Annotated in this window: 23 protein-coding genes and 1 pseudogene; 4 read left to right on the forward strand and 20 right to left on the reverse strand. The window is 37.1% G+C overall.

What is annotated here, in order from left to right:
- Window positions 1–273: 273 nt before the first annotated feature.
- The 7 genes from QZ738_RS00025 to QZ738_RS00055 all read right to left on the reverse strand — a co-directional run bounded on the left by QZ738_RS00025 (window position 274) and on the right by QZ738_RS00055 (window position 5,763).
- Window positions 274–798 (reverse strand): GNAT family N-acetyltransferase, encoded by a 525-nt coding sequence (locus QZ738_RS00025; RefSeq protein WP_293782656.1) that lies wholly within the window; start codon window positions 796–798, stop codon window positions 274–276.
- 49 nt (window positions 799–847) lie between these two features.
- On the reverse strand, window positions 848–1,285 hold the full coding sequence (locus QZ738_RS00030; RefSeq protein ID WP_293782659.1) for a MarR family winged helix-turn-helix transcriptional regulator: 438 nt from the start codon (window positions 1,283–1,285) through the stop codon (window positions 848–850).
- Between the two features lie 238 nt (window positions 1,286–1,523).
- Entirely contained in the window at window positions 1,524–2,024 is a 501-nt protein-coding gene (locus QZ738_RS00035; protein ID WP_293782662.1) for a DUF6691 family protein, read from the reverse strand.
- Between the two features lie 11 nt (window positions 2,025–2,035).
- Window positions 2,036–2,599 (reverse strand): YeeE/YedE thiosulfate transporter family protein, encoded by a 564-nt coding sequence (locus tag QZ738_RS00040; protein ID WP_293782665.1) that lies wholly within the window; start codon window positions 2,597–2,599, stop codon window positions 2,036–2,038.
- Between the two features lie 210 nt (window positions 2,600–2,809).
- Window positions 2,810–4,213, reverse strand: coding sequence for a rhodanese-like domain-containing protein (locus QZ738_RS00045; protein WP_293782668.1), 1,404 nt, complete (start codon window positions 4,211–4,213; stop codon window positions 2,810–2,812).
- A 68-nt stretch (window positions 4,214–4,281) separates the two neighbouring features.
- Entirely contained in the window at window positions 4,282–5,079 is a 798-nt protein-coding gene (locus QZ738_RS00050; RefSeq protein WP_293782671.1) for a sulfite exporter TauE/SafE family protein, read from the reverse strand.
- A 60-nt stretch (window positions 5,080–5,139) separates the two neighbouring features.
- Window positions 5,140–5,763, reverse strand: a complete 624-nt coding sequence (locus tag QZ738_RS00055) for a Crp/Fnr family transcriptional regulator (protein WP_293782674.1) — start codon at window positions 5,761–5,763, stop codon at window positions 5,140–5,142.
- 233 nt (window positions 5,764–5,996) lie between these two features.
- Here QZ738_RS00055 and QZ738_RS00060 point away from each other — a divergent pair, with 233 nt between their 5' ends.
- The 3 genes and pseudogenes from QZ738_RS00060 (at window position 5,997) to QZ738_RS21260 (ending at window position 7,865) form a co-directional block, all read left to right on the forward strand.
- On the forward strand, window positions 5,997–7,241 hold the full coding sequence (locus tag QZ738_RS00060) for a hypothetical protein (protein WP_293782677.1): 1,245 nt from the start codon (window positions 5,997–5,999) through the stop codon (window positions 7,239–7,241).
- A gap of 353 nt (window positions 7,242–7,594) precedes the next feature.
- Entirely contained in the window at window positions 7,595–7,687 is a 93-nt protein-coding gene (locus QZ738_RS21255; protein WP_367268548.1) for a hypothetical protein, read from the forward strand.
- 4 nt (window positions 7,688–7,691) lie between these two features.
- A pseudogene (locus tag QZ738_RS21260) lies at window positions 7,692–7,865 on the forward strand (hypothetical protein).
- Window positions 7,866–8,042: 177 nt separating this feature from the next.
- Here QZ738_RS21260 and QZ738_RS21265 read toward each other — a convergent pair.
- The 8 genes from QZ738_RS21265 to QZ738_RS00095 form a co-directional block, all read right to left on the reverse strand.
- Window positions 8,043–8,207 (reverse strand): DUF3892 domain-containing protein, encoded by a 165-nt coding sequence (locus QZ738_RS21265; RefSeq protein WP_367268549.1) that lies wholly within the window; start codon window positions 8,205–8,207, stop codon window positions 8,043–8,045.
- Window positions 8,208–8,363: 156 nt separating this feature from the next.
- A complete protein-coding gene (locus QZ738_RS00065; RefSeq protein ID WP_293782680.1) occupies window positions 8,364–9,281 on the reverse strand; it encodes a patatin-like phospholipase family protein in 918 nt (305 codons plus the stop codon).
- A gap of 44 nt (window positions 9,282–9,325) precedes the next feature.
- Entirely contained in the window at window positions 9,326–10,372 is a 1,047-nt protein-coding gene (locus tag QZ738_RS00070; protein ID WP_293782683.1) for a hypothetical protein, read from the reverse strand.
- Window positions 10,362–10,547 (reverse strand): hypothetical protein, encoded by a 186-nt coding sequence (locus tag QZ738_RS00075; RefSeq protein WP_293782686.1) that lies wholly within the window; start codon window positions 10,545–10,547, stop codon window positions 10,362–10,364. The genes QZ738_RS00070 and QZ738_RS00075 overlap by 11 nt, the downstream gene beginning before the upstream one ends.
- 424 nt (window positions 10,548–10,971) lie before the next feature.
- Window positions 10,972–11,562 (reverse strand): RloB family protein, encoded by a 591-nt coding sequence (locus QZ738_RS00080; protein ID WP_293782689.1) that lies wholly within the window; start codon window positions 11,560–11,562, stop codon window positions 10,972–10,974.
- Window positions 11,563–12,873, reverse strand: a complete 1,311-nt coding sequence (locus QZ738_RS00085) for an ATP/GTP-binding protein (protein WP_293782692.1) — start codon at window positions 12,871–12,873, stop codon at window positions 11,563–11,565. It lies immediately after the preceding gene.
- A gap of 410 nt (window positions 12,874–13,283) precedes the next feature.
- Entirely contained in the window at window positions 13,284–13,871 is a 588-nt protein-coding gene (locus QZ738_RS00090; protein ID WP_293782695.1) for a hypothetical protein, read from the reverse strand.
- Window positions 13,872–13,875: 4 nt separating this feature from the next.
- Entirely contained in the window at window positions 13,876–14,787 is a 912-nt protein-coding gene (locus tag QZ738_RS00095) for a HEPN domain-containing protein (protein ID WP_293782698.1), read from the reverse strand.
- A 342-nt stretch (window positions 14,788–15,129) separates the two neighbouring features.
- Here QZ738_RS00095 and QZ738_RS00100 point away from each other — a divergent pair, with 342 nt between their 5' ends.
- Window positions 15,130–15,348, forward strand: coding sequence for a helix-turn-helix transcriptional regulator (locus QZ738_RS00100; protein WP_293782701.1), 219 nt, complete (start codon window positions 15,130–15,132; stop codon window positions 15,346–15,348).
- A gap of 277 nt (window positions 15,349–15,625) precedes the next feature.
- On the opposite strand, the gene QZ738_RS00105 is transcribed toward QZ738_RS00100, so the two are convergent.
- The 5 genes from QZ738_RS00105 to QZ738_RS00125 form a co-directional block, all read right to left on the reverse strand.
- A complete protein-coding gene (locus QZ738_RS00105) occupies window positions 15,626–17,656 on the reverse strand; it encodes a hypothetical protein (protein ID WP_293782704.1) in 2,031 nt (676 codons plus the stop codon).
- A 253-nt stretch (window positions 17,657–17,909) separates the two neighbouring features.
- Window positions 17,910–18,197, reverse strand: a complete 288-nt coding sequence (locus QZ738_RS00110; protein ID WP_293782707.1) for a hypothetical protein — start codon at window positions 18,195–18,197, stop codon at window positions 17,910–17,912.
- Window positions 18,198–18,228: 31 nt separating this feature from the next.
- Complete coding sequence (locus QZ738_RS00115) at window positions 18,229–18,891, reverse strand: ATP-binding protein (protein WP_293782710.1); 663 nt, start codon at window positions 18,889–18,891, stop codon at window positions 18,229–18,231.
- A gap of 128 nt (window positions 18,892–19,019) precedes the next feature.
- Window positions 19,020–19,553: a dihydrofolate reductase family protein gene (locus tag QZ738_RS00120; protein WP_293782713.1), complete on the reverse strand. Its 534-nt coding sequence runs from the start codon at window positions 19,551–19,553 to the stop codon at window positions 19,020–19,022.
- A 72-nt stretch (window positions 19,554–19,625) separates the two neighbouring features.
- Window positions 19,626–20,360: a helix-turn-helix transcriptional regulator gene (locus tag QZ738_RS00125; RefSeq protein ID WP_293782716.1), complete on the reverse strand. Its 735-nt coding sequence runs from the start codon at window positions 20,358–20,360 to the stop codon at window positions 19,626–19,628.
- Between the last annotated feature and the right edge of the window lie 233 nt (window positions 20,361–20,593).

A 20,593-nucleotide genomic window follows, 5' to 3' on the forward strand; every position in this document is an offset into this window, starting at 1 on the left:
CCGAAAAATTTGTTAGGCCGGATTTAAGCGGAACGGAGATACGGTGCTACGGCCTAGCTACGCCGAAATGCATAGGTTCCGCAAGTCACTCATTAATAGACAATTGCAAAATAACGTCAATGGTAGCTTGTCGAAGGATCTTTGTTCAAATGCTTTAAAGACGTTTCGACAGGCTCAACGTGACAAATATGCTATAAAATATAGCGCTAATGTGGTCTTAGCGTCTCGCTAAGTCCAGCTGTCACCATCATTCGAAGATGTTCCTGTGCTACATCAGATAACTTTAATCATTTTTACCAGTTCCAATTTTTCACCATCCGGGAGCGGCTCTGTTATCTGGTCCATTTCCTTAAAACCCATCGCCTGATAAAGCGGTACTCCAGGCAGTGTGGCACCGAGGGCTAAGTTGGAAAATCCATTTTTCCTGGCTTCATCCTCGCAAAAATCCATGATTTTCCGGCCGATTCCTCTTCTGGCATAATTTGGGTGAACAAAAAAGGCCCTGATTCTTGCTGGTTCGGTTAACGGGTCTAATAGCGTATCCTGCAATTCTTTATGCTGATCACCGCCATATAAAGTTTTTCGCCTGCTCCATCCACCGCAGCCCGCAATGATACCATCTATTTCAAACACGTAATAAGTACCATCGCTGATCAATTGGGTATCGATTCCAAAAATATATTTTAACGCACTATCAATTTGATTAGTTGTATAATAATCTTTACTTAAACCCCGAACGGAATCATTTAAAAGTTTTTTCAATTCCGGAATATCCTGAAAGGTTGCTGGTCGTATCATCGTCTGTTCAAATCATTTTTAATTCATCATTTCGCTTTATTTACATGTTTTAGCTGGCAGATTTTTGATTCAAAATTTCCATGATGGAGTTCATATGCAACGCAAGTTGTTTAATCTCTGTAGCCGATAAATCTCTTAGCAATTCTTCAAGTTGCTTATCGGCCAATGTGTTTAAAGCATTTAACTCCAGCTTTCCTTTAGCAGTTAAACCGATCTGGCTTGTCCTGGCGTCTTTTCCCGATTTCGATTTAATGATCAGTTTATTTTTTTCAAACTTCTTTAATACCCGGCTTAAATAACTCTTATCAATGCGCATTGCCTCAATAATTTCTGAGGCATTCTTCTTCCCCAGTGATATTTCAAATAATATCCTCGCTTCGGTTAAGGTATACTGCGTTTCCAGGTAGTCCTTATCCAGCACTCCTATCAGATTGGTATAGTAACGGTTAAAGGCACGCATACTGCCTATGATTATTGATTTATCCACTCCTTAATATATGTTTTAAAAGATGAATGCTAAACTAATCATAATAGTTGACTTAGTCAACCATTATTAGGCGATAACACCGGTCACTGACAATATTTTAAATGTGCTGAAAAAGCATTGAGGGTTTAAACAGAATTTAAAAATACAATCTCATTTTTTGCTGAGCCAGCCAAGTTTAAGCAGTCCCCCCCGATCACTGGTGCTAACCATGTTTTTAAACGTAAACCATCATTCTTATTTAGTGAGGAAGTTTATCTCTGAAATGACCGTAAACCCAGGTGCCGGCAATCGCACTTAAAAGGGTAACGCCGATAACGGTTGCACCTGTTCCGATCTGTGCAAATAAGGGGCCCGGGCAGGCTCCTGTAATGGCCCAGCCGAAGCCAAAAATCAAACCTCCGTAAATTTGACCTTTGTTGAATGTTTTGGGCGCAATGGTAATGGGCTCGCCGGAAATGGTTCTGATATCGAACTTCTTAATCAGCCAGATGGAAACCATGCCCACAAAAATGGCACTACCAATTATTCCGTACATGTGAAACGACTGTAAACGAAACATTTCCTGTATGCGAAACCAACTGATGACTTCTGATTTGACAAATATGATACCGAAGAAAATGCCTATCACCAGGTATTTAATATTGTGATACCATTTAGATGGCAAACTATTCTGATTAACACACAATTCGTCTGACCCGGGAAGACCTAAATCCTTATCCGTATTGCTATGATTTTGCATTTTTTGAAGTTTTAGAGTGAAAGGATCAGGGGTAAAATAAAATTAGCCATCGCAAAACCGCCAACCATAAAGCAGATGGTAGCAATCAGTGATGGTAATTGCAGGTTTGATAAACCCATAATGGCGTGTCCGCTTGTACAGCCGCCCGCGTACCGTGTACCGAAACCAACAAAAAAACCACCAATGATCATTAATATAAATCCTTTGAGTGTAAGCAGCGATTCCCAGTTGAAAATTTGTTCGGGCACCATATTATTATAATCGGTAATGCCATAACCTGCAAGTTCGGCGGCTAATTTTGGATTTACCTCAACCGGATCGGGATTGCCCAGCAGGTTAACAGCTATTGCACCGCCCAGAAAAATACCGAAAACGAAAAATAAATTCCACATTTCTTTTTTCCAGTCGTATCTGAAAAATGGAATATTGGCCGGTATACACATCGCACAAATGTGCCGTAATGATGAACTGATGCCGAATGATTTATTTCCTACAATCAACAATGCAGGAACAGTCAGGCCAATTAAAGGGCCTGCTACATACCATGCCCAGGGGTGTTTTATAAATTCTATCATTTTTTAAATTATTAATTATTAACCTGAATTAGATAATTATCTGTTAAAAATAGTGCTTTAAAAGCAATTGATTTCAATGTATTCGCCATGCTGAATTTATCTCAACATCTTGTTGTCATAAAAGACGCTGAAATGCATTACATTCAGTGAGTTGGCTAAGGCCCGGTTCAGGGTGACGACGCTGAATTAAAGATATTTATAGCTGAATTATTAATCGAATTCAGAGGCAATTGTTTTACCTTCAGCAGCCAGCCATTCATGCATTCCGCCCGAAAAATTCTTTACGTTTTTGAAACCATTTTTTGCCAGTATAGCGTAAGCTATCGCCGAACGGTCGCCCGCCTGACAGTGAACAACGACCTGTTTATCCCTGCTGATTTTATCCAGATGATCGGGAAGGGTTCCTACAAAAACATGATTTGCCCCTTCAATATGTCCTGCCTCATATTCGGCAGCACCTCGTACATCTATAATCTGAACATCTTCATTGCTGATGTATGTTTTAAACTCATCAATTGAAATCAGGTCAACCTTTTGCAGTTCAATACCCAAATCATTCACATCAGTAATGTAACCGTAAACGTTATCCAGTCCGATACGCATTAATTTTCGGGTAAGGTCTTCTATTTGCCGATCATCACAAACCAATACAAACTGTTCCTGATAATTAAGCAGCCAACCCATCCATGTTGAGAAGGTATTATTGCCCTGAATGTTCAGGCTACCCGGAATAAAACCGTTGGCAAAATTTTTCTTATCTCTTGCATCTATCACTTTTAATCCGTTTCGATAAGCATTTAAAAACGCTGAACCGGATAATTTCTGATATTTGGGTACTTCTATCAATAACTTACGATCAACCTTATTCAAATGTTTCATCATGGCAAAATATTTAGGCGGCTCAGGCTGGTCGGTTAAAAGCAGATCTGTAAATTCTTGTTCATTATCATCATGTTGAAATGCCCAGTTGCGGATTTTCTCGTAGCCCACGGTTGAACTGTGTACTGCACCCAAAGCCTTTCCGCATGCCGAACCTGCTCCATGGGCCGACCAAACCTGCAGGTATTCGGGCAATGCAGCAAACTTTTTCAACGACTGGAACATTTGTTTAGCACCGGCTTCCTTTGTCCCGATCAGCCCGGCGGCTTTTTCCAGCAAATCTGGGCGACCAACATCGCCCACAAAAACAAAATCGCCTGTAAATACCATCAACGGTTTATCGGTAGCTGGATGGTCAGTTAATAAAAAGCTGATGCTTTCTGGGGTATGGCCGGGTGTGTGCATAACCGCTAAGGTTAAATTTCCTACCCTTATGATATCCCCATCTTTCAACCCATGGTGTGGGAACTGATATTGCCAGTCTTCGCCCCCCTCATCCGAAAGATACATTGTTGCCCCGGTAACGGTACTCAATTCTCTTGAGCCGCAAAGAAAATCTGCGTGTATGTGGGTTTCGGCGATATGTGTAATACGCAGATTATTTTGCCTGGCAATTTCCAGGTACACATCTATATCTCTTTTAGCATCTATTACGATGGCTTCGCCGGTAGCCTGACAGCCTATTACATAACTGCCCTGCGCTAAACTTTTATCAAATAAGTGTTGAAAAAACATAATCTTTATTTTTAATAATTAACTATTTTGCTGCTTAATAAACTGATTGAATTTTATTGCGCTACCCATCATTTTAACAAGGTTTCTTTGATAATGATATAAATTCCCATTACGAGCACAAACCAACCGAAAGCGGGCCTGAGTTTTTTACCTTCAATTTTTGCAGACAGAAAACTGCCAATGAGAATACCGGCAATGGCCATAAAAGTTATGGTTAACAAAAAATGCCAATGAACAGCGGTATGGGCAAGTGAAAATACAAAACCTACTAAAGAATTTGTAGAAATGATCAGAAGTGACGTTCCAACAGCTGCTTTCATCGGGAGTTTAAGCAAATTAGACAGTACCGGAATAATTAAAAAGCCGCCGCCTGCACCAATAAAACCGGTAATTATGCCCACTAAAATTCCCGTTGAAAAAACTAAAGGATAATTAAATTGCTGTTTCTTTGGTTTATCACCACCTGCCTGTTCGTCTTTTTTAATCATGCTGTACGAAGCAAGAACCATCAGCACCGCAAAAATCAACATCAAAAAAATGTTTTTGGTGAGGATAAAACTTCCGGTACTAAAAATTTGGCCGGGAATAACAGGCATGATGTAAGCTCGGGTAAGAAAAACAGAAATGATGGATGGAATACCAAACACGGCTGCCATTTTTGTGTTAACCAATCGCTTTTTAAAATAGGAAAATGAACCCGTTACACTTGTTGCACCAACAATAAAAAGCGAGTAATTGGTTGCCAGTGCAGCATCAACACCGAACAGATAGACTAAAACGGGAACGGTAAGTATACTTCCGCCGCCACCGATTAAACCTAATGAGATACCGATAAAAATTGAAGCGATGTAACCAGCTACTTGCATTGTTTTGAAGATTGATACAGCAAAGTTGCAGCAACTCAAAAACAAATACAGCTACTTTAGTTACATAAGGGATATTTTATTCCTGCCCAACTGCACAATGCCATCTTCTTCCAGCTGTTTTAATAGTCTGGAAACCACTACACGGGCCGTACCAAGTTCATTGGCCAATTGTTCATGGGTGGTCTGGATGGTTTTAGATGATGCCAGCTCAGCTTTCTTTTTGATCAGATTTAATAAACGTTCGTCTACTTTTTTAAAAGAGATGGCATTTACAATTTCCAACAATTCTTCAAAACGTTTGTGATACAAGCGAAAAATATAATCCAGCCACTGCGGATATTCTTTGATGAAGAGCGAAACTTTTTCGACCGGCAAAAAAAGAATTTCCGCGTATTCCTCTACCTCTGCCTTTACTTTACTGGTTTCGTTGTGCAAACCACCCAAAAAGGACATAATGCAACTTTCGCCCGCCCTGATGTAATACAATAAAAGCTCCCGGCCATCTTCCTCTGTCCTGCTTACTTTCATTGTTCCTTTAATCACAATCGGAATAGAACGGATATGGGCGTTATCATTTACAATAATGCTGCCCGCCTGATAGCTTTTGAGTATGCTATGCTGATATAGTTTTTCAACCAGTTCGGGCGAAGACTTAAATTCTGTTATTTGTTGCAAACCATCCATATTGTAAAACTACGATTTTGGTTCGTAGCTAAATTGTCATATTCTAAATGGAAGATTGTTGCATCATCCCAATTTACACAGATCAGCTATCATCGTTTATGGTTATTGCAAGTTTCTCTTCAACATTTATAGCTAAATTATAAACATGTGTTACCTATCCTGTCGCTTCAGCTTTTTAAATTAGCTTAAGTGGTAAATACCACATAACCAAATATTTAAATACATCCATCACCATGAAAAAAAATCTATTCAAAGTAGCTATTGCAATGCTATTGCTGGCTGGCTGTGCTAAAAACCAGATTCAGCCTGATTTCAGTTCTGAAATGACTGCAGACAAACAAAAAAATGCCAACGCTGATGTTTTAGCAACAGCAACGATTGACGCGGGTACAATACAACAAACCATCAAGGGTTTTGGCGGAGCAAACATTGTGGCCTGGACCGGCGACCTGACGAGCGCGCAAAGAAATACCGCATTTTCGCCTATAAATGGCATCGGACTTAGCATAGTGCGGGTCAGGGTCCCTAATTCAAGTTCAGAATTTGCTGCTGAAAAAGCAACCATAGATGCCTGCAAATCGTTCGGTGGCTCGGCTATTGCCTCCGCCTGGTCGGCGCCTGCATCGATGAAAACCAATGGGAGTATTGTAGGTGGCAAGATCAAAACCACATCTTACGCAAATTATGCTGCACATTTAAGTGCATTTAATACGGCAGTAGGCGGGCTTGCTGCCATTAGCCCTACAAATGAACCAGATTACAAGGTTACTTATGAATCTATGGAACTCACTGCTTCGGAAGTAGCAGACTTTGTTGCTGACCAGGGAAGCAATTGTGGTGCCCCTATTATGGCGCCCGAACCTTTCCAGATGAACCAGAGCTACATCAACACTTACCTGAGCAATGCGACAGCAAAATCTAAAACAAGCTTCGTTTGCGGCCATATATATGGCAAAACCCCTTATAACCTGGGCAGCGTTGGCAAACCTGTATGGATGACCGAACACTATACCAACTCCAGTATCAGTGGAGATGACTGGGCAAATGCCATGACGGCTGCCAAAGAAATACACGACTGTATGAATGCCGGCTGGAGTGCCTATGTATGGTGGTACATCAGACGAAGTTACGGCCCCATCAGCGAAAGTGGGAATATTCAAAAAGTTGGTTATGTGATGGCCCAGTACGCCAGGTATGTACGCCCGGGTTTTAATAAAATAGCCTGTTCAGAAAATCCATCAACAGGTGTGTATGTTACGGCCTATAAAAGCGGCACAAAATTAGTTGTTGTAATCATCAACCAAAATGCAGCAACCACCTATCAAAGCTTTAATTTAAGTGGCATCACCGTCTCTGGTTTCAACCGGTATTTTACAACCAGTTCGGCCAACCTTAGTACAAACAGTTTCGCTGTAACGGGTAGAAACTTTGGAATTAACCTCGCTCCTTCCAGCGTAACTACTTTAGTTTCGTACTAACACGCAAATCAAAGAAAGCCTCTCTCAAAATAAACAGATTGAGTAAGAGCAGGGGAATGAATCTGGCGGTGTAATCATATTCAACTTAACGGGGCGTCTTAATGCTTTGGATAGACTTATTTAGTTGCCATTCTATCGCATTAAGACCGCCATTTTTCAAGGGAATGCCTTTCACATATTATGCTGCCAACAACCCGTAAACTCATGTCTGAAATGCGCTTGTGCTGTGTTGCAGATCTTTTTGAATACAGCTAACTAAGGTCCGTTTCGTCACAAGGATTTGTTTTAAGTTATCACTTACGGAAATGTAATTTAAGCTGCCACCTTTTTTATTTGTCTGGCTTACTAGCTCGGTGCTGAGGCTTTGCCTGGATTCGGCCACCGTAGCGGGCCTTACCACCGCTGGCACCGTTTACCCCTATCGGGCCACATGTTTCCGATCCTAATTTAATGGTGCTTGCTGTGGATTCAGGGAGCCTGTTTTGTTCTCATGTTAACGACTCCTCTTTTTGATTGTTTAGAGCGTATTTAGGATTATCGATTAAACAAACATTTTTATCATGGTCGCTGATGGAAACGCTGGTTTCAGTTATTGGGATATTGATATTGGATCAGGTGAAGTGAAAATCGTGAGATTACAATTAATTTTCAGAGTTTAAAGGCTAACATTGAGGTGGACTTTGGACATAATCCCCAAAAGTGGCACTTTGATTTTTTTCCCACGTTATTTTACCACTTTTAATTTTAGGTAAAGCAGCAATGCTTTACCTAGAAAGTATAATAAATCTAAGAAGAAATAATCTATGGGAATATCCAGTCGAAATCAATTAAATGTGCTAGATTATCTGTTAGCCGACTATCTGGATTAGATCTCAGATATTTTCCGTTAGCACCGATAACAACTGTAACTGTTTCGCCAATACTCCAAGAAGCACTTGAATAATTCCATACCCAGGTTACAGCCATATTCCCAGGGCGCTCAAGGAGTGAAATAGCATCTGCTTAGATTTTTTGACAGCTCGTGAAGTTGAATTTTCTCCTACAGTATGAAAAGCGTAGTGAGTAATTACATTATTGGCATTTTTCCAAACGCCTGTGATTCTATATTTTGCCATTAAATTTTTAGTTGAAATTAAAAGTTTCTAAAATCTCTTTTTCATGAGTGGCATAAGACTCAATTCCTAACCTGTACATTGTATTAAGCTTCTTAATTTTACTCTCCAACATATTTGTTCCATACTGAGGTTCATTGAAAGTATCATTGACTCTAGTAATTGAAAGCTCTGGAAATAGTAATTTTGTAACAACCTCTGTTGTATTGGAACTAGCAACCAAAATTCGGCTGGCAATTTGCCCCATTTCAAACCAGCTAATTACTTTGTGTAGGCGATGGAGTGGCTTTTCAATATAGTTCCCCACTCCAATACTTAATACTTTAACATCGCCATTTTCCAAATTCAATGCTTTCTTCGCATCGATCAATGCGAATAAGGTAGGGTTGTTTGCAATAAAACCGCCATCAATCGCTACTAATTCTTCCTTATTTTCAGTCTTAAGAGTCTTCTTAGAAAAAACTGGACAAGCAGCACAAGATGCTTCTACAGCATCTAAAATAGTTACACCAAATCCTGGAATAAATGAACTTTTAGTTCCATGTGCTCTTGCCACATCGTTTTTAAATATTAGGGGCTTTTGAGTGTTATAATTCGTTGCAATTATCCCAATACCTGTTTTAAATTCGTTGAACTTCTGTTCGCCAAAAATATCAAGACCCAATTTTCTTAATTTTTTTGATTTTCTCCCTGAACCATAGCATTTCATTATTGGCGGTATAAGTTCTAAATACTTCTGCTTTATTTGGTCAACATCATATCCTAATGCTAACATCGAAGCGATGATTGATCCTGTACTAGTACCATAAATGAGCTGAAATACTTCACATAACGGCTTTCCTGCAGCTGTCTCTAATTCCTTAAGCACACCTAGAGTGTAAATTCCTTTAGAACCCCCGCCATCAAGGCATAATATATTTGTTTTCATAATTTTTAATATTCGCCTACTGATTGAAATCAGTAAGCGTGAATTTAAGATGCACTTCTAAAAAGTTTCTCAAAATTATTTTTATCTACAAAAAGCATTTGCTTGTATGATTCAGCAACTGCAAGATTAATTTCTTTCATAACCATATAAAGCTTTAAAACTTCTTTTCGGTCGAGATAGTCCGCCCCAAATAGTTTCCTAGTACCATTTGGTACCATTGCATTCTCCATTTGTGAATCATCATTCAATAATCTAAATAGAAAGGATTCGCATGAGGCTGATAGTGCTACTGGATTAAAATCACAAGCAATTAGTTCAAAGTTACCTTGAAGATAAATTAGCCCAGCAGCATCATAACTTGATATTTGTATTTCCTCTGTATCTTTAATTATATTCTTTATGTAGCGAACCAACATTTTGTATTTACCGCCAACAGTTCTATCCTTTCCCTCGCATTTAGCAATATGTAAAAACGGAAAATTTTGAATGTATTTATTTGCTTTCTTGTCGTATAGCCTGATTCCTCTAGAAGTTAAATCAGTTTTAGCGTATGAATCCGTATTATGTACCCAAGAAACAGGTACTAGGTCGATTTTTCTGTTCAGAGAACCTCCATCGATTGCAATAGCTTTTCCTCCATCGTCATCTATATTAACTGCAGGAAATTGCGTTTCAATAGTCTTAACGATACCCTCTCGGAGTTGCACCATGTCATTTTTAGCATCTCCAGTATATGGGCTTAAGACTGGAAGCGGAGGTATCACAACATGGTATCGACCTGTGGCTACAAGTAAATCAATATCACTGTGTTGCTTAATGTGTACATTAAGAGGTACAGAGCCTTGGTATTCAAATTGTAGCCCATTATGTTTCATGGATATGTTATTTTTGAGTTGTTCTATTACTCTGTCACATTGTTTAAATGTATTTTCGGTATAAGATTTAGAAACAGGCTCCATTGCTTCAGATACATATAATATACTATCAGAAGTTTTTCCTGAAAAATTTTCAAATAAATCACCCTTAACCAAATCATCGCCAAATTTTCTGCGTTGCATCGCGCTCAAGCTCTTCGTAAAATCAAATGCCATCGCTCTTCTCCTTTCTAACTCCCTTAAACGGGGTACCATCTTGTTTAACATCCATAAACTTTCCTGTTTCAGTATCTCTTTTTACCCATTGTTCCGTTATGGGGTTAAATGTTTGAGAGCGGTCTTTTACTGCTCCATGTCGGCGATTATCACCAGGCTTTCCATTTGTTGCCATCGTATTTATATTTATTAAATTTTAGTGCTTAACGCACAGTACAACATATAGGCTTGCTAGAGCAAACACAGTACGTACCGGCGTAATTTGTAAATTCTATATAAAACGTGTTTTTTCGTACAGGACAAGAGGTACGCATAAACCTCTAGGTACATCGGAAAGAAAGGATATTACGGTTTTCCGTAAGTTTTTTTTGTTATTGCGAAACAAAAAGCTTTATTTCGCGTTAAAATTGTGAATATATCGTTTCTACTTTCCGAGTACGAGCGAATTAAATTTCAAGGAGTTAAGTGGTGGTACACTTAACTCTTTACTTTTTATATCGATTTCCTTTTAATCTTTAGCTTGTATTTTTCATACTAATTATATTATCAAATTTACTATTTATTTTAGTTTAAAAACTAGTGATTTATCAACAAATTGATCATTTCCCTAGCTCCTTAAAAAAAGCAATGAGCTGATGCACTGATGTGTATGGTTGTGCATTTAATATAGGTACACCAGCATTCTTTTTCTCCAATCGCTCTGCACGTTCAATAGCCAAGGATAATTGATCTCCAAGTTCAATAAAGTGGTTAATCTTGGTTTTATGGTAACTTGGCCAATGCTGTTTCAAATATTTTAAACATTCTTTTCCACTATTAAAGGCCTTACCGCAATCCTCAAAATGCAAAATAAACCAATATTCGAGACTGATGGCAGTAAAGGCAAGTTTAAAGCCTTGCCTTACTGCATCCTCTATTACAAGTTGTAAGTGAGGAGAGTTGTCGTGATCAAAAAACAACCAAATATCACTATAAGGTGCCTTTTCTTTCTTAGCTTGCTTTTTTCTTTCTTTAGCTTCTTTTAATAAACTTGTTGGGTCGTTCTTTTTATAAAGTACTACATCCACAGTAACTGTTCTCTGCAAATTGCGTGGCAAAAATGCTGTACGCAAAGCTTTAGAATATACCTCTTCGGTAACACCCTCGCATAGAATTAATACCCTTGTATGTGATGCAACCCTTCTTTTCACCTAATCCTCCTGCATTTCTACTAAAAAGTTCTCATCCTGAATTACGGGGGTAGCACCTAATCTACCTGTAATATACCATTTATCTAAAGGCGTATCGGCACGCACACCTTCTATATCAGAGCAACGGAACATGCTTGATGCTCCAAACTCGTCTTTCTCTACAAACCAAACCTGATCTCTTCTGAAGGTATCATGAGATAACTGCGTAATATCATGTGTTGCAAAAATCAATTGTGCATTATTGCGATTTATATCGGGTCTATGAAATAAACGAATCAAAAAAGTAGTAATATCTGGATGAAGATTTTTCTCCAATTCATCCACGATCAATACATGCCCTTGTTCTAAAGCTTCAATAATGACACCGCCCAATGCAAATAGGTTTTTAGTTCCGGAAGATTCTTCATTTACATCAAAAGCCTTTTGCCCTACATGTTTACCACCTTTATAAACTTTATGATATGTCTTAATATCATATTTATATTGATCAAGAAAACTCGCCTTAACCTCTTCAGGTATGTTCGCTGGAAAGCGAAACATTTCCTCATTTGCTTCCTCTGCCGAAACCTGAGCTATGCCCGTATCTAATGCACAAATCAGTGCATTGAATTTTCGCGAAAAACTGGAGTTTGCGTCTTCAGCTAAGCGCTTAGCATATAGGCGTTTTAAATCCTCCTCTGCGAAACCTTCTAAAATTGGGTATACCTTTAACTTGTTATCGAAAAAACGATAAGCATCTAATAAGACTTCCACATTGTTTTCTACCGCCTTAGATAAAAACAGTTGGTTAGGCAAAGTCATGCGCTCGATGGTTTTTTTCCCTCCCCTATAGCTATCGCCAAATTTAATATCCTTTCCTTTTTCTCGGCTAAAAAGTAATGCCTTATAGTTGCCGTTATGCACATTCAGCTCTTCCGTTTCAATTTCTTTGCGACTGTATGAAAGAAAATATGAATAACGGGTATTATTTGAAATATATTCGATTTCAAAACTAACAGGATTATTTAGATTATCTTCGTCTAATAAAAATGGCTCATAAGGAGCAATTACTTTATCTAATTTGAAATCTGCTGAATTTAGGACTAAATATTCTAAGGCTTGGAAAGCCCTTAAAAAACCACTCTTACCTGAAGCGTTGGCTCCATAAATAATCGTAGTAGCCAAGAACCTACTGTCTTGGTGTTCGAAATAATTTCCACTATGCCCCTTCAATGTTGACTTAGATATATCGAGTTCGATACGATCCCTTAAAGACCTGAAGTTTTCAACTATAAACTTTACTAACATAATTCCATCATTATTCTTATGCAAATATATCTAAATATAGATATAAATCAAATTTTTACGTATAAAATGTTTTTTTTAGTTTAAAACCTATCGATAAACTTTTATTAATTAAAGAAAATTTGGTACAGAAGAAACCGTACAGCTTATTTTCCAACAAATACATCAATTAGATTGAGTGTCTGTTTACAGATTCATAAGTAATTTTCAGCTATGAAGTTCATATAATGTATTAGATTATACATTCCCTTGCGAAGTATACAAAAAGACTCTGGAGGTTACCCTAATCTGGCATCAGCAATGAGATGTATTATCCGGTGCTGTATGCATTGACAAACTGCATGCGCCTTATATGCCCCCAATCACTATATGAGCCTTCCAGAACCAAACAAACATATGCAATACACTAATATCCTGAACGATGAAATTGTAATTTTTCAATCACCACCTTTCACCCGCTCCCTAATCAGCCACGTAGCTTCGAACAGTTTCACCAATTGCTCGTAAACGGTAATGACTTCAAATTTAGACAGTCTTTCTTCCATAAAAGAGGTATTCAATGCATCGTGAAGCCAGGTATGCAGGATTTTTTTGTAGCCATCCAGTTGATAGATCCTGAACATTATCTTGAGTACAGATGAAGGCTTTACGATCTCCCGAATGCTCAGGTTTTTAGGATAGTTTCGTAGCTTCTTCTTTTCCGCTTTGATGTAGCATTTTATGAATTCACTTTCCTGTTTGTTATCGAAGTCAAGCCTGCCAGGCTTACGGCCTTTTAACAGCCAGGCGGCTTCGATCAGCTTTATGGTCAGTTCGTAATGATACACCAGGAAGGCGGGGCTACATTTTTTGGGTTCTTCAGATTCAAACGCAACATCGTTTCGCCAGCGTTTCAGCATCTTTAAATGATAGGGCAACCAGGCGTGGCTGAAAAACTCGTGTAGCACCTTTATCGGATCTGTTATTTCATCATGGTTAAGATAAATGATCTTGTTATCGGATGTGTTTTTTTGCTGCTTTTTCATCACCTTAAATGTTGATCTGTAATATTTTTTCGGTCTGTACCTGATCGGTGTTTTTTAAAGCTGCAAAATCTGCTGCCGATTTGGCAAGCAGTGCTATTTTCTCCTTGCACATCTCCTTAGCCAACAAAACAAAAAAAGCGACCCGTTGATAAAGAAACTCCGCATCTTGCCGGGAAACCTTAAAATCATCTTTATAACGTGAACCAGAATAACTTTTTGCCATGATATCAAACAGTCTTTCATCTTCGGGAGTAGACAGGAAAAGTTGAAAAGGCTTTTCAGAAAAGCAGGTACACAAACGCAACAGGCGGTAAAGGTTATGGAACTCCGAACGGTAAGCAATATGAACCCTCAACAGGCAGATGCAAGTTTGTTCTACGGCCTGATGGAGCATAAAGGTGCATATTCCAAATTGCTTCTTCTCCAAACATTCGGATGCGCACATCAAAAAACCATCAGCCAGCGGTATACGATATTCATAATGCCTTATTGCCTTAATTGCGCCCTTTGTGGGGATAAATGCAGGTATTGGATCATGGTCTAACAGTCCATTCTTACTATAAAGCAGTTTTCCACAGCTCAGCACGCTGATAAAAAAGCGGCTATTTTGCTGTACTGCCTCGATAACCGATTGCCTGCCGTGGCCGATAATCGTAATCGTTCCTTGCTGATAATCGGCATTGGCAAAATCCTGCATTTCATAATCTATTCGGGTTGCCGTTTCAGTAATTGCCAATAAGCAATAGTCATATTTAAAATGGCATTGATTGTCATTAAAACAGCCTTGAGAAGTATGACTGTAGCTGTGCTGCGAAAAGCTAAAGATCTGGAGCGGTTCGAACTTCTGGACGAGCCGCTGAATAAACGCCCTGAAATGGACAGCGTGTTCGGCTTCTGATGATAATTTTGGTTCCATATTGATCTCATTTTAATTTCTTTCAAATGAGTCTTGGAAGTGGAAAGCACAAAATAAGGCGTGAAACCCACTTACCGTAACTGAGGTCGTAGGAGACCAGAACACGAATAAGCAGGCCCACGCCTTTGACGTGAGCACTTTATCACCTATTCCTCGTGTTCTTTTGAAATTTCCTACGTTTCAGTTACGAGACTCTAAGTGCGAAATGCTTCAATATTTTGAAAAAGAAGTTATCGCAAAGTTAGCTTTTTATAGCATTAAAATTCATTAATCAAATATAAAAACAACTAGTGGTATATCCAAATATACCATAACTATTTTTTATAAAACTGATATTCAAAGATGGAATCAGCTAATTTAGACGACTTGAAAACTAAACTCGGTGATCGTATAAGATCATTAAGAGAAGAAAAAGGTGTAAGTATTAGGAAGTTTGCTTTGCTGGCTGGTATTGAACATCCTCAACTGATTAATATTGAAAAAGGTAGAATAGACTTAAAACTAAGTACACTACACAAGATTAGCAAAGCTCTAGATATTGAATTATCAAAACTATTTTGAATTTTCTTTAAATTAAATTCCGTAAATATCCTTAACTAGGTAGTCGTATCTAGATATAAATGTTTATTTATATAACGAAAAAGTTATCATCTTCGCATCTAATCGACTTCTTATTTTCATTAAGTTGCTTTTTCAAAATTTTTAATTCTAAGATTTGTAATCTGGCTTAAACTGTTTGTTTCCATCGCAAAAAAACTACTTAGGCAAAATTTACTCCTCCACCTAATTATTTGGAATCTTAACAGTAAACACATTGGTAGGTATAATCTATCCACTATTAATCTATTTCTTTTAGTTTCATAATAGTTTTCTTCAAATACTCCTGCTTCTCGTTCTTTAGTGAAAATAAACACAACATCCATCTATATCCCTCTAAAATTTTAACCTTATTAAAAATATATTTACTGCCAACAATTTCAATTAAAATAAATAAAACATAAATTACCGCGACCACTATTTGAACTGAATTAAATTCTATCAACCAATTCTTCATGTTTTTATTAAATGCGAATAAAAAGCCTAATGCAACTAGAATTATATTGAGTAAAACGACTATTCCGAAATAGCGTAAAGAATCCCAACCTTTATTTTTGTATTCTCTCCATTCAACAAAAGCTTCTTGTCTATATCTTTTTTCATTTTCTTTCGCAATTTTTATTTTCTTTTGTTCTTCTTCCTTGCGCTCATACTCCGCCAATTTTGCTCCAAGCTCATCTAATTTTGTATTTTTTCTTTCATTCTCTCTTTTTATATTTTCAATAAAGTTGTCATCGTTTAAAAAATCAAGTGTTTCATCAATGTTATTTTCGCTCACATATTCTGGTACATTGTTTTTTTCTTTCAGCTCAATATTAAGTCTAACAACATCTTCTTCAGTCAAGTTCCCTTCTTTGAATTGCTTGTTTATTTTATAATATTCTCTTGCGACAGTATTATTTGTATAAGAGCTGATAATGATTTTAGCTTTATTTATTAAATCAAATGATTTTGGCAAATGGTTGCTTGTATTAAAGCCTTTTTTTAGCTTAAACCAAAATCTGGCAATAGCAAAATCAATATCTTTTGCAAAAGCAGTATCATCTTTCTGAAACTTCACAGCATTATTATGTGCTAAATATTTTGAAACTGCATTTTCAGTGATATAAATATCACTTATTTTTTCAAAGGGAAATGAGTTTTTACCTAACCTCTTTAAGTTGATCTTACTAAAAAGAACTAATTGATTATGACAAAATTCTTCATCAAAAGGTCTCTTATTCTTTTTAGCTTCCAATTCAATTTCTTTGATAACATTTTGGTCAACGACATTGTATCTTGCATGCTTTACTGCATCAAATTCAATATCATGTTCTTGAATGCCCATCATTTTTAGTTGATTATAAAAATTGACTTGTTTTGTTTTAATATCGCTTATGGTATTAGCATTTTTAACAAGCGCCTCCATAGCATTCTTAGATGGGTCGATGGTTTTTTTTCCGCTTATAATCTTTTCACCGATGAAGAAAAAGCCGTCAATTTCAGCTTTTGTCTCAGGCAAATAGAATAGCCTAATCTTTTTTTCCCTGTTTTTAGCGGTAGGTCTATTAGCCTTATTTATATCATTTATTAAATTATAGAGATCATCAAAAATTTCCTTAAATAATACTCCATTATATCCCAATGCATTAAATAAATGTTCTGGAGCCAAAAAAATATCCAAATCTGTATCCCATTTACCTAGTTCATTGAGATCTGCGGTATACGATAATCCTTGATACAATATGATTCCTTCTCGAATTGAATTCAAATTATTGGTGAAATCAGTATTGTTCTGATTGCTGACCACAAATGCTCCAATTAATTCAGAATACTGATCAGAATAGCCATTATCCATAGTGAAATGCGTGAAATTTTCGAAAATTTTAGCTTCCTCTTCCTTGGATATGTCCTTTTTTAGCTTGTCAGAAATATAGAGATATAAATTCCTTATTAAGCTTTCATTTTGACTCTTTACAGTATCTAGCTCCTGTTCTATCTTTTCGAAGTTATCCTTTACAGTAGATTGAAAGGTATAGCTATTACTTATTTTTGTAAGTTTTCCATCGAATCTATTTCTTAATGTAGTTTTGATAACAGATTCAGGAATTTCAAAACCATACACTTTTTTTAGAAGCCCCTTAATTTCTTCAGATGTATAAGTTAACTTATTCTCATAAATAACAGCGCCTCTAATAAATTCAGCAAGTATATCATAAATATTATTGTAATCTTCTTTGTCATATAATTTTCGGAACAATGCAACTGAAGCCAATAAATTGTTTTTTCTCATTGATGTTAAGCGTTTTTAGTAAATTATAATAATAGACAATCCTATTTTAAAAATGAAATTATTTAGATTTTTAACGGATTTTTTATAATCCCTGTTATTTATAAACCCCTCTCTCCTTAGAGTTAAGCATAGCGTCTCTACGGATATTAGAATAAAATTGAACTTATAAACATAAATAAAAGTGCGTTACAGACTCTTTTCTATTTACTAATCCGTAGCGCCCTGCATAACTATATTGGCGGTCATGTCTGTATTAGACCCAGTGTACTTGGTGTAACTGTTTCTTTGTGTAACATCTGAGTTTTTCTTTGCTCAACTGAAAATATTTGCAAACGGCCTCCATGGTCATATTAGAAAGATAGGTGATGTCTTCTTTGAGGGCTCGGATTACGTTTTCTCTACCATAAAACTTGACCATCTCTTCCCAATCCCTTGTATCGCCTTTATCAAGCACACGTTCGATAACGGTTTTGTAACTCCTGTTCCAGTCCAGTTTATCAATGGTTTTGCCTATTTTTTCTTTTTTAAGTTTATCGGACATTTATCGGACATTTCGGGCATTTATCGGACATTTACCGATAATGGTATTTTGTCGATTTTTTATCTCCTTGTCTAATCAAAATTCCTTTCTCTACCAATTCTATTAAATCCCTTCTAGCAGTTCTTTCATTGATGGTATATTTTTTTGCATAGTCCGATGTTACTATTTCTCGTTTGGATCTGAAGTAAATAAGCGCATCTAGCTGTCGCTCATTCAATTTCAAGTTGTCCAAATATTCGGCATGATAGATGTCTTTTCTAAATTCAATGGTGATTTCGCTGGAATTATAGTTAAAAATTGGTTCGGGAATTTTTGCCTCCTTACACTCGTTTATAATTTTAATTGTTCCACGACCCCAAGCTTCTATATAGCCACTCCGAAACAATGCATTTGCAATGTCTGGATTAAAAGGCCTTGAAGCATGTTTTTCCATAAGATTTTTTATAGTCCAATTTTCTGGTAATTGTCCTTCGTTCCAAAAAATAATCTTGTCCGTGTAAACGCTTATCTGGATTGGAACCCCACCAGAATAGTCTTTATGTGCAATGGCATTTAGCAGTGCCTCACGAACGGCATCTTTTGGATATTCATACTTTTCAATCCTATGGATGCCTTCATAGCTAATTGAAGATTTAATGTATTTGGTAAAAAGCCTATGCAGATAGGCATGACAGGTTTTGAACCCCGGCGACAAAACAAAAAACCTTCAAGCTTTAGTCCTGAAGGTTTTTGTGAACCCGCTGATGGGAATACCGAACAGCTTTATTGAGGATTGTAAGAAAATAATAGCTTTAAGAGCAATCCTTATTATGGGTTTATTGTTTACTTTTTCCGCTTATAATGGAGTTGTGTTAATCCCGTTTCAAATGTTTTAACTTTGATAAATTCGAGTATTTGTGCGGGTCTTCCGTCTTTAAAAAGTCTTGTTCCGCTGCCTAATAAAACTGGTATAATAGAAATAATCAAATTGTCTATTAAGTCGTGTTTCAATAGTTCATTTATTATCTCTGCTCCACCATCACAATAAATGTTTTTTCCTTTATCAGATTTTAGTCGTTTTACCAATTCGGTTATATCGCCTGTATAGAAAATCGTTCTACCAACCTGCGGTCTTTCGGTGCTTGTGATCACGTAAACATCTCGTTGTCCGTTGTCGTAATGAGACGGGCCAATTTCCTTCAGTACATAATCATAGGTTCTTCTACCAATCATCACCGTATCAACTGTGTTTGTAAATGCTGCGTAACCGTAGTCTTCGCCTTGCTTTTCAACGAGTTTCAGGAAACTAAGATCGTCATTAGGTTTTGCAATATAGCCGTCTAAACTTGTTGCAATGAAAAGTGATATTTTTCGCATCTGTTTCAGATTTTAATGTTTAGACAAAATTACTTTTCGATAACCTATTCCCCTTTGTAAAAATGCGACAAATTAAAGTAGCGATGGCGAAAGCCCTGTGTTTCGCTTGATTTCATTAGTAAGATGGGAATGGTCGTAATAGCCACATTCAAAAGCAATATCTGACAAACTTCGATTTTTATCCGAATTTTTGATAAGATTTAAGGCATTTTGAAAGCGAATGATATTTGAATACTCTTTAGGAGATAAGCCAACGTATTTTTTAAAATTTCGCTCCAGTTGTCTCACTGTCATGAAATTTTGTTTTGATAGTTCGTAAATACTGACTTTTCCATTTCTGGCGTGTATATCGTTGATCACTGATTGAAGCGGGTTATATTTGCTTTTCATTCGCTCAGAGAAGAAATGGTTGAAATAATTGAATAGATTGTCAAATGTTTGATCAACACTAAATGCATTGGCTTTTTCAAATTCAACGGTGTCGTTAGCCAACTCGTGTTGCGAACCATAGCCATAGAAATTCGCGAAAGTTCCAGGTTTTAGGCACACACCCACCAAATTGGTATTGGCATCAATAAAACTATCTTTAAATGAGGTCATTGCGCCAACTACGTAAGTTTTTCCAAACTCCATCGAAACTGAGCCGTTGTCAGTTATACAACTATCTCCCAAATTCATTATGATACCCGCACAGCCGTCCGGAAAAACCCGTTCCCATTGTCTTTCCAGTTCGTTCCCTTTTAGTTGCCAGTAAAAGTGAATTAAGTGTTCTAATTTTGTACAAGGTTTTATTTTACTGTATTTCATCGGTTTTCGTGGTGCTGTTATTTACCATTATTGCTCATAAATTCCAAAGTTGAAGCGTTTTCGCAACCTTGGAATAAACAACCTATTTTCGCTAAATCCCTAGTAGACATTTGAGAACGACAATACGCGGCCTGTAGTACTGGATATTCCAACATTGCCCTGCAGTTGTGCCTTCACTGCTCTACAGGCTTTAATGCTTTTAAATAGTTGGCCAATATCTTTTTTTCTTTTAT

It is taken from the genome of uncultured Pedobacter sp. (assembly GCF_913776295.1).
Lineage (GTDB): Bacteria > Bacteroidota > Bacteroidia > Sphingobacteriales > Sphingobacteriaceae > Pedobacter.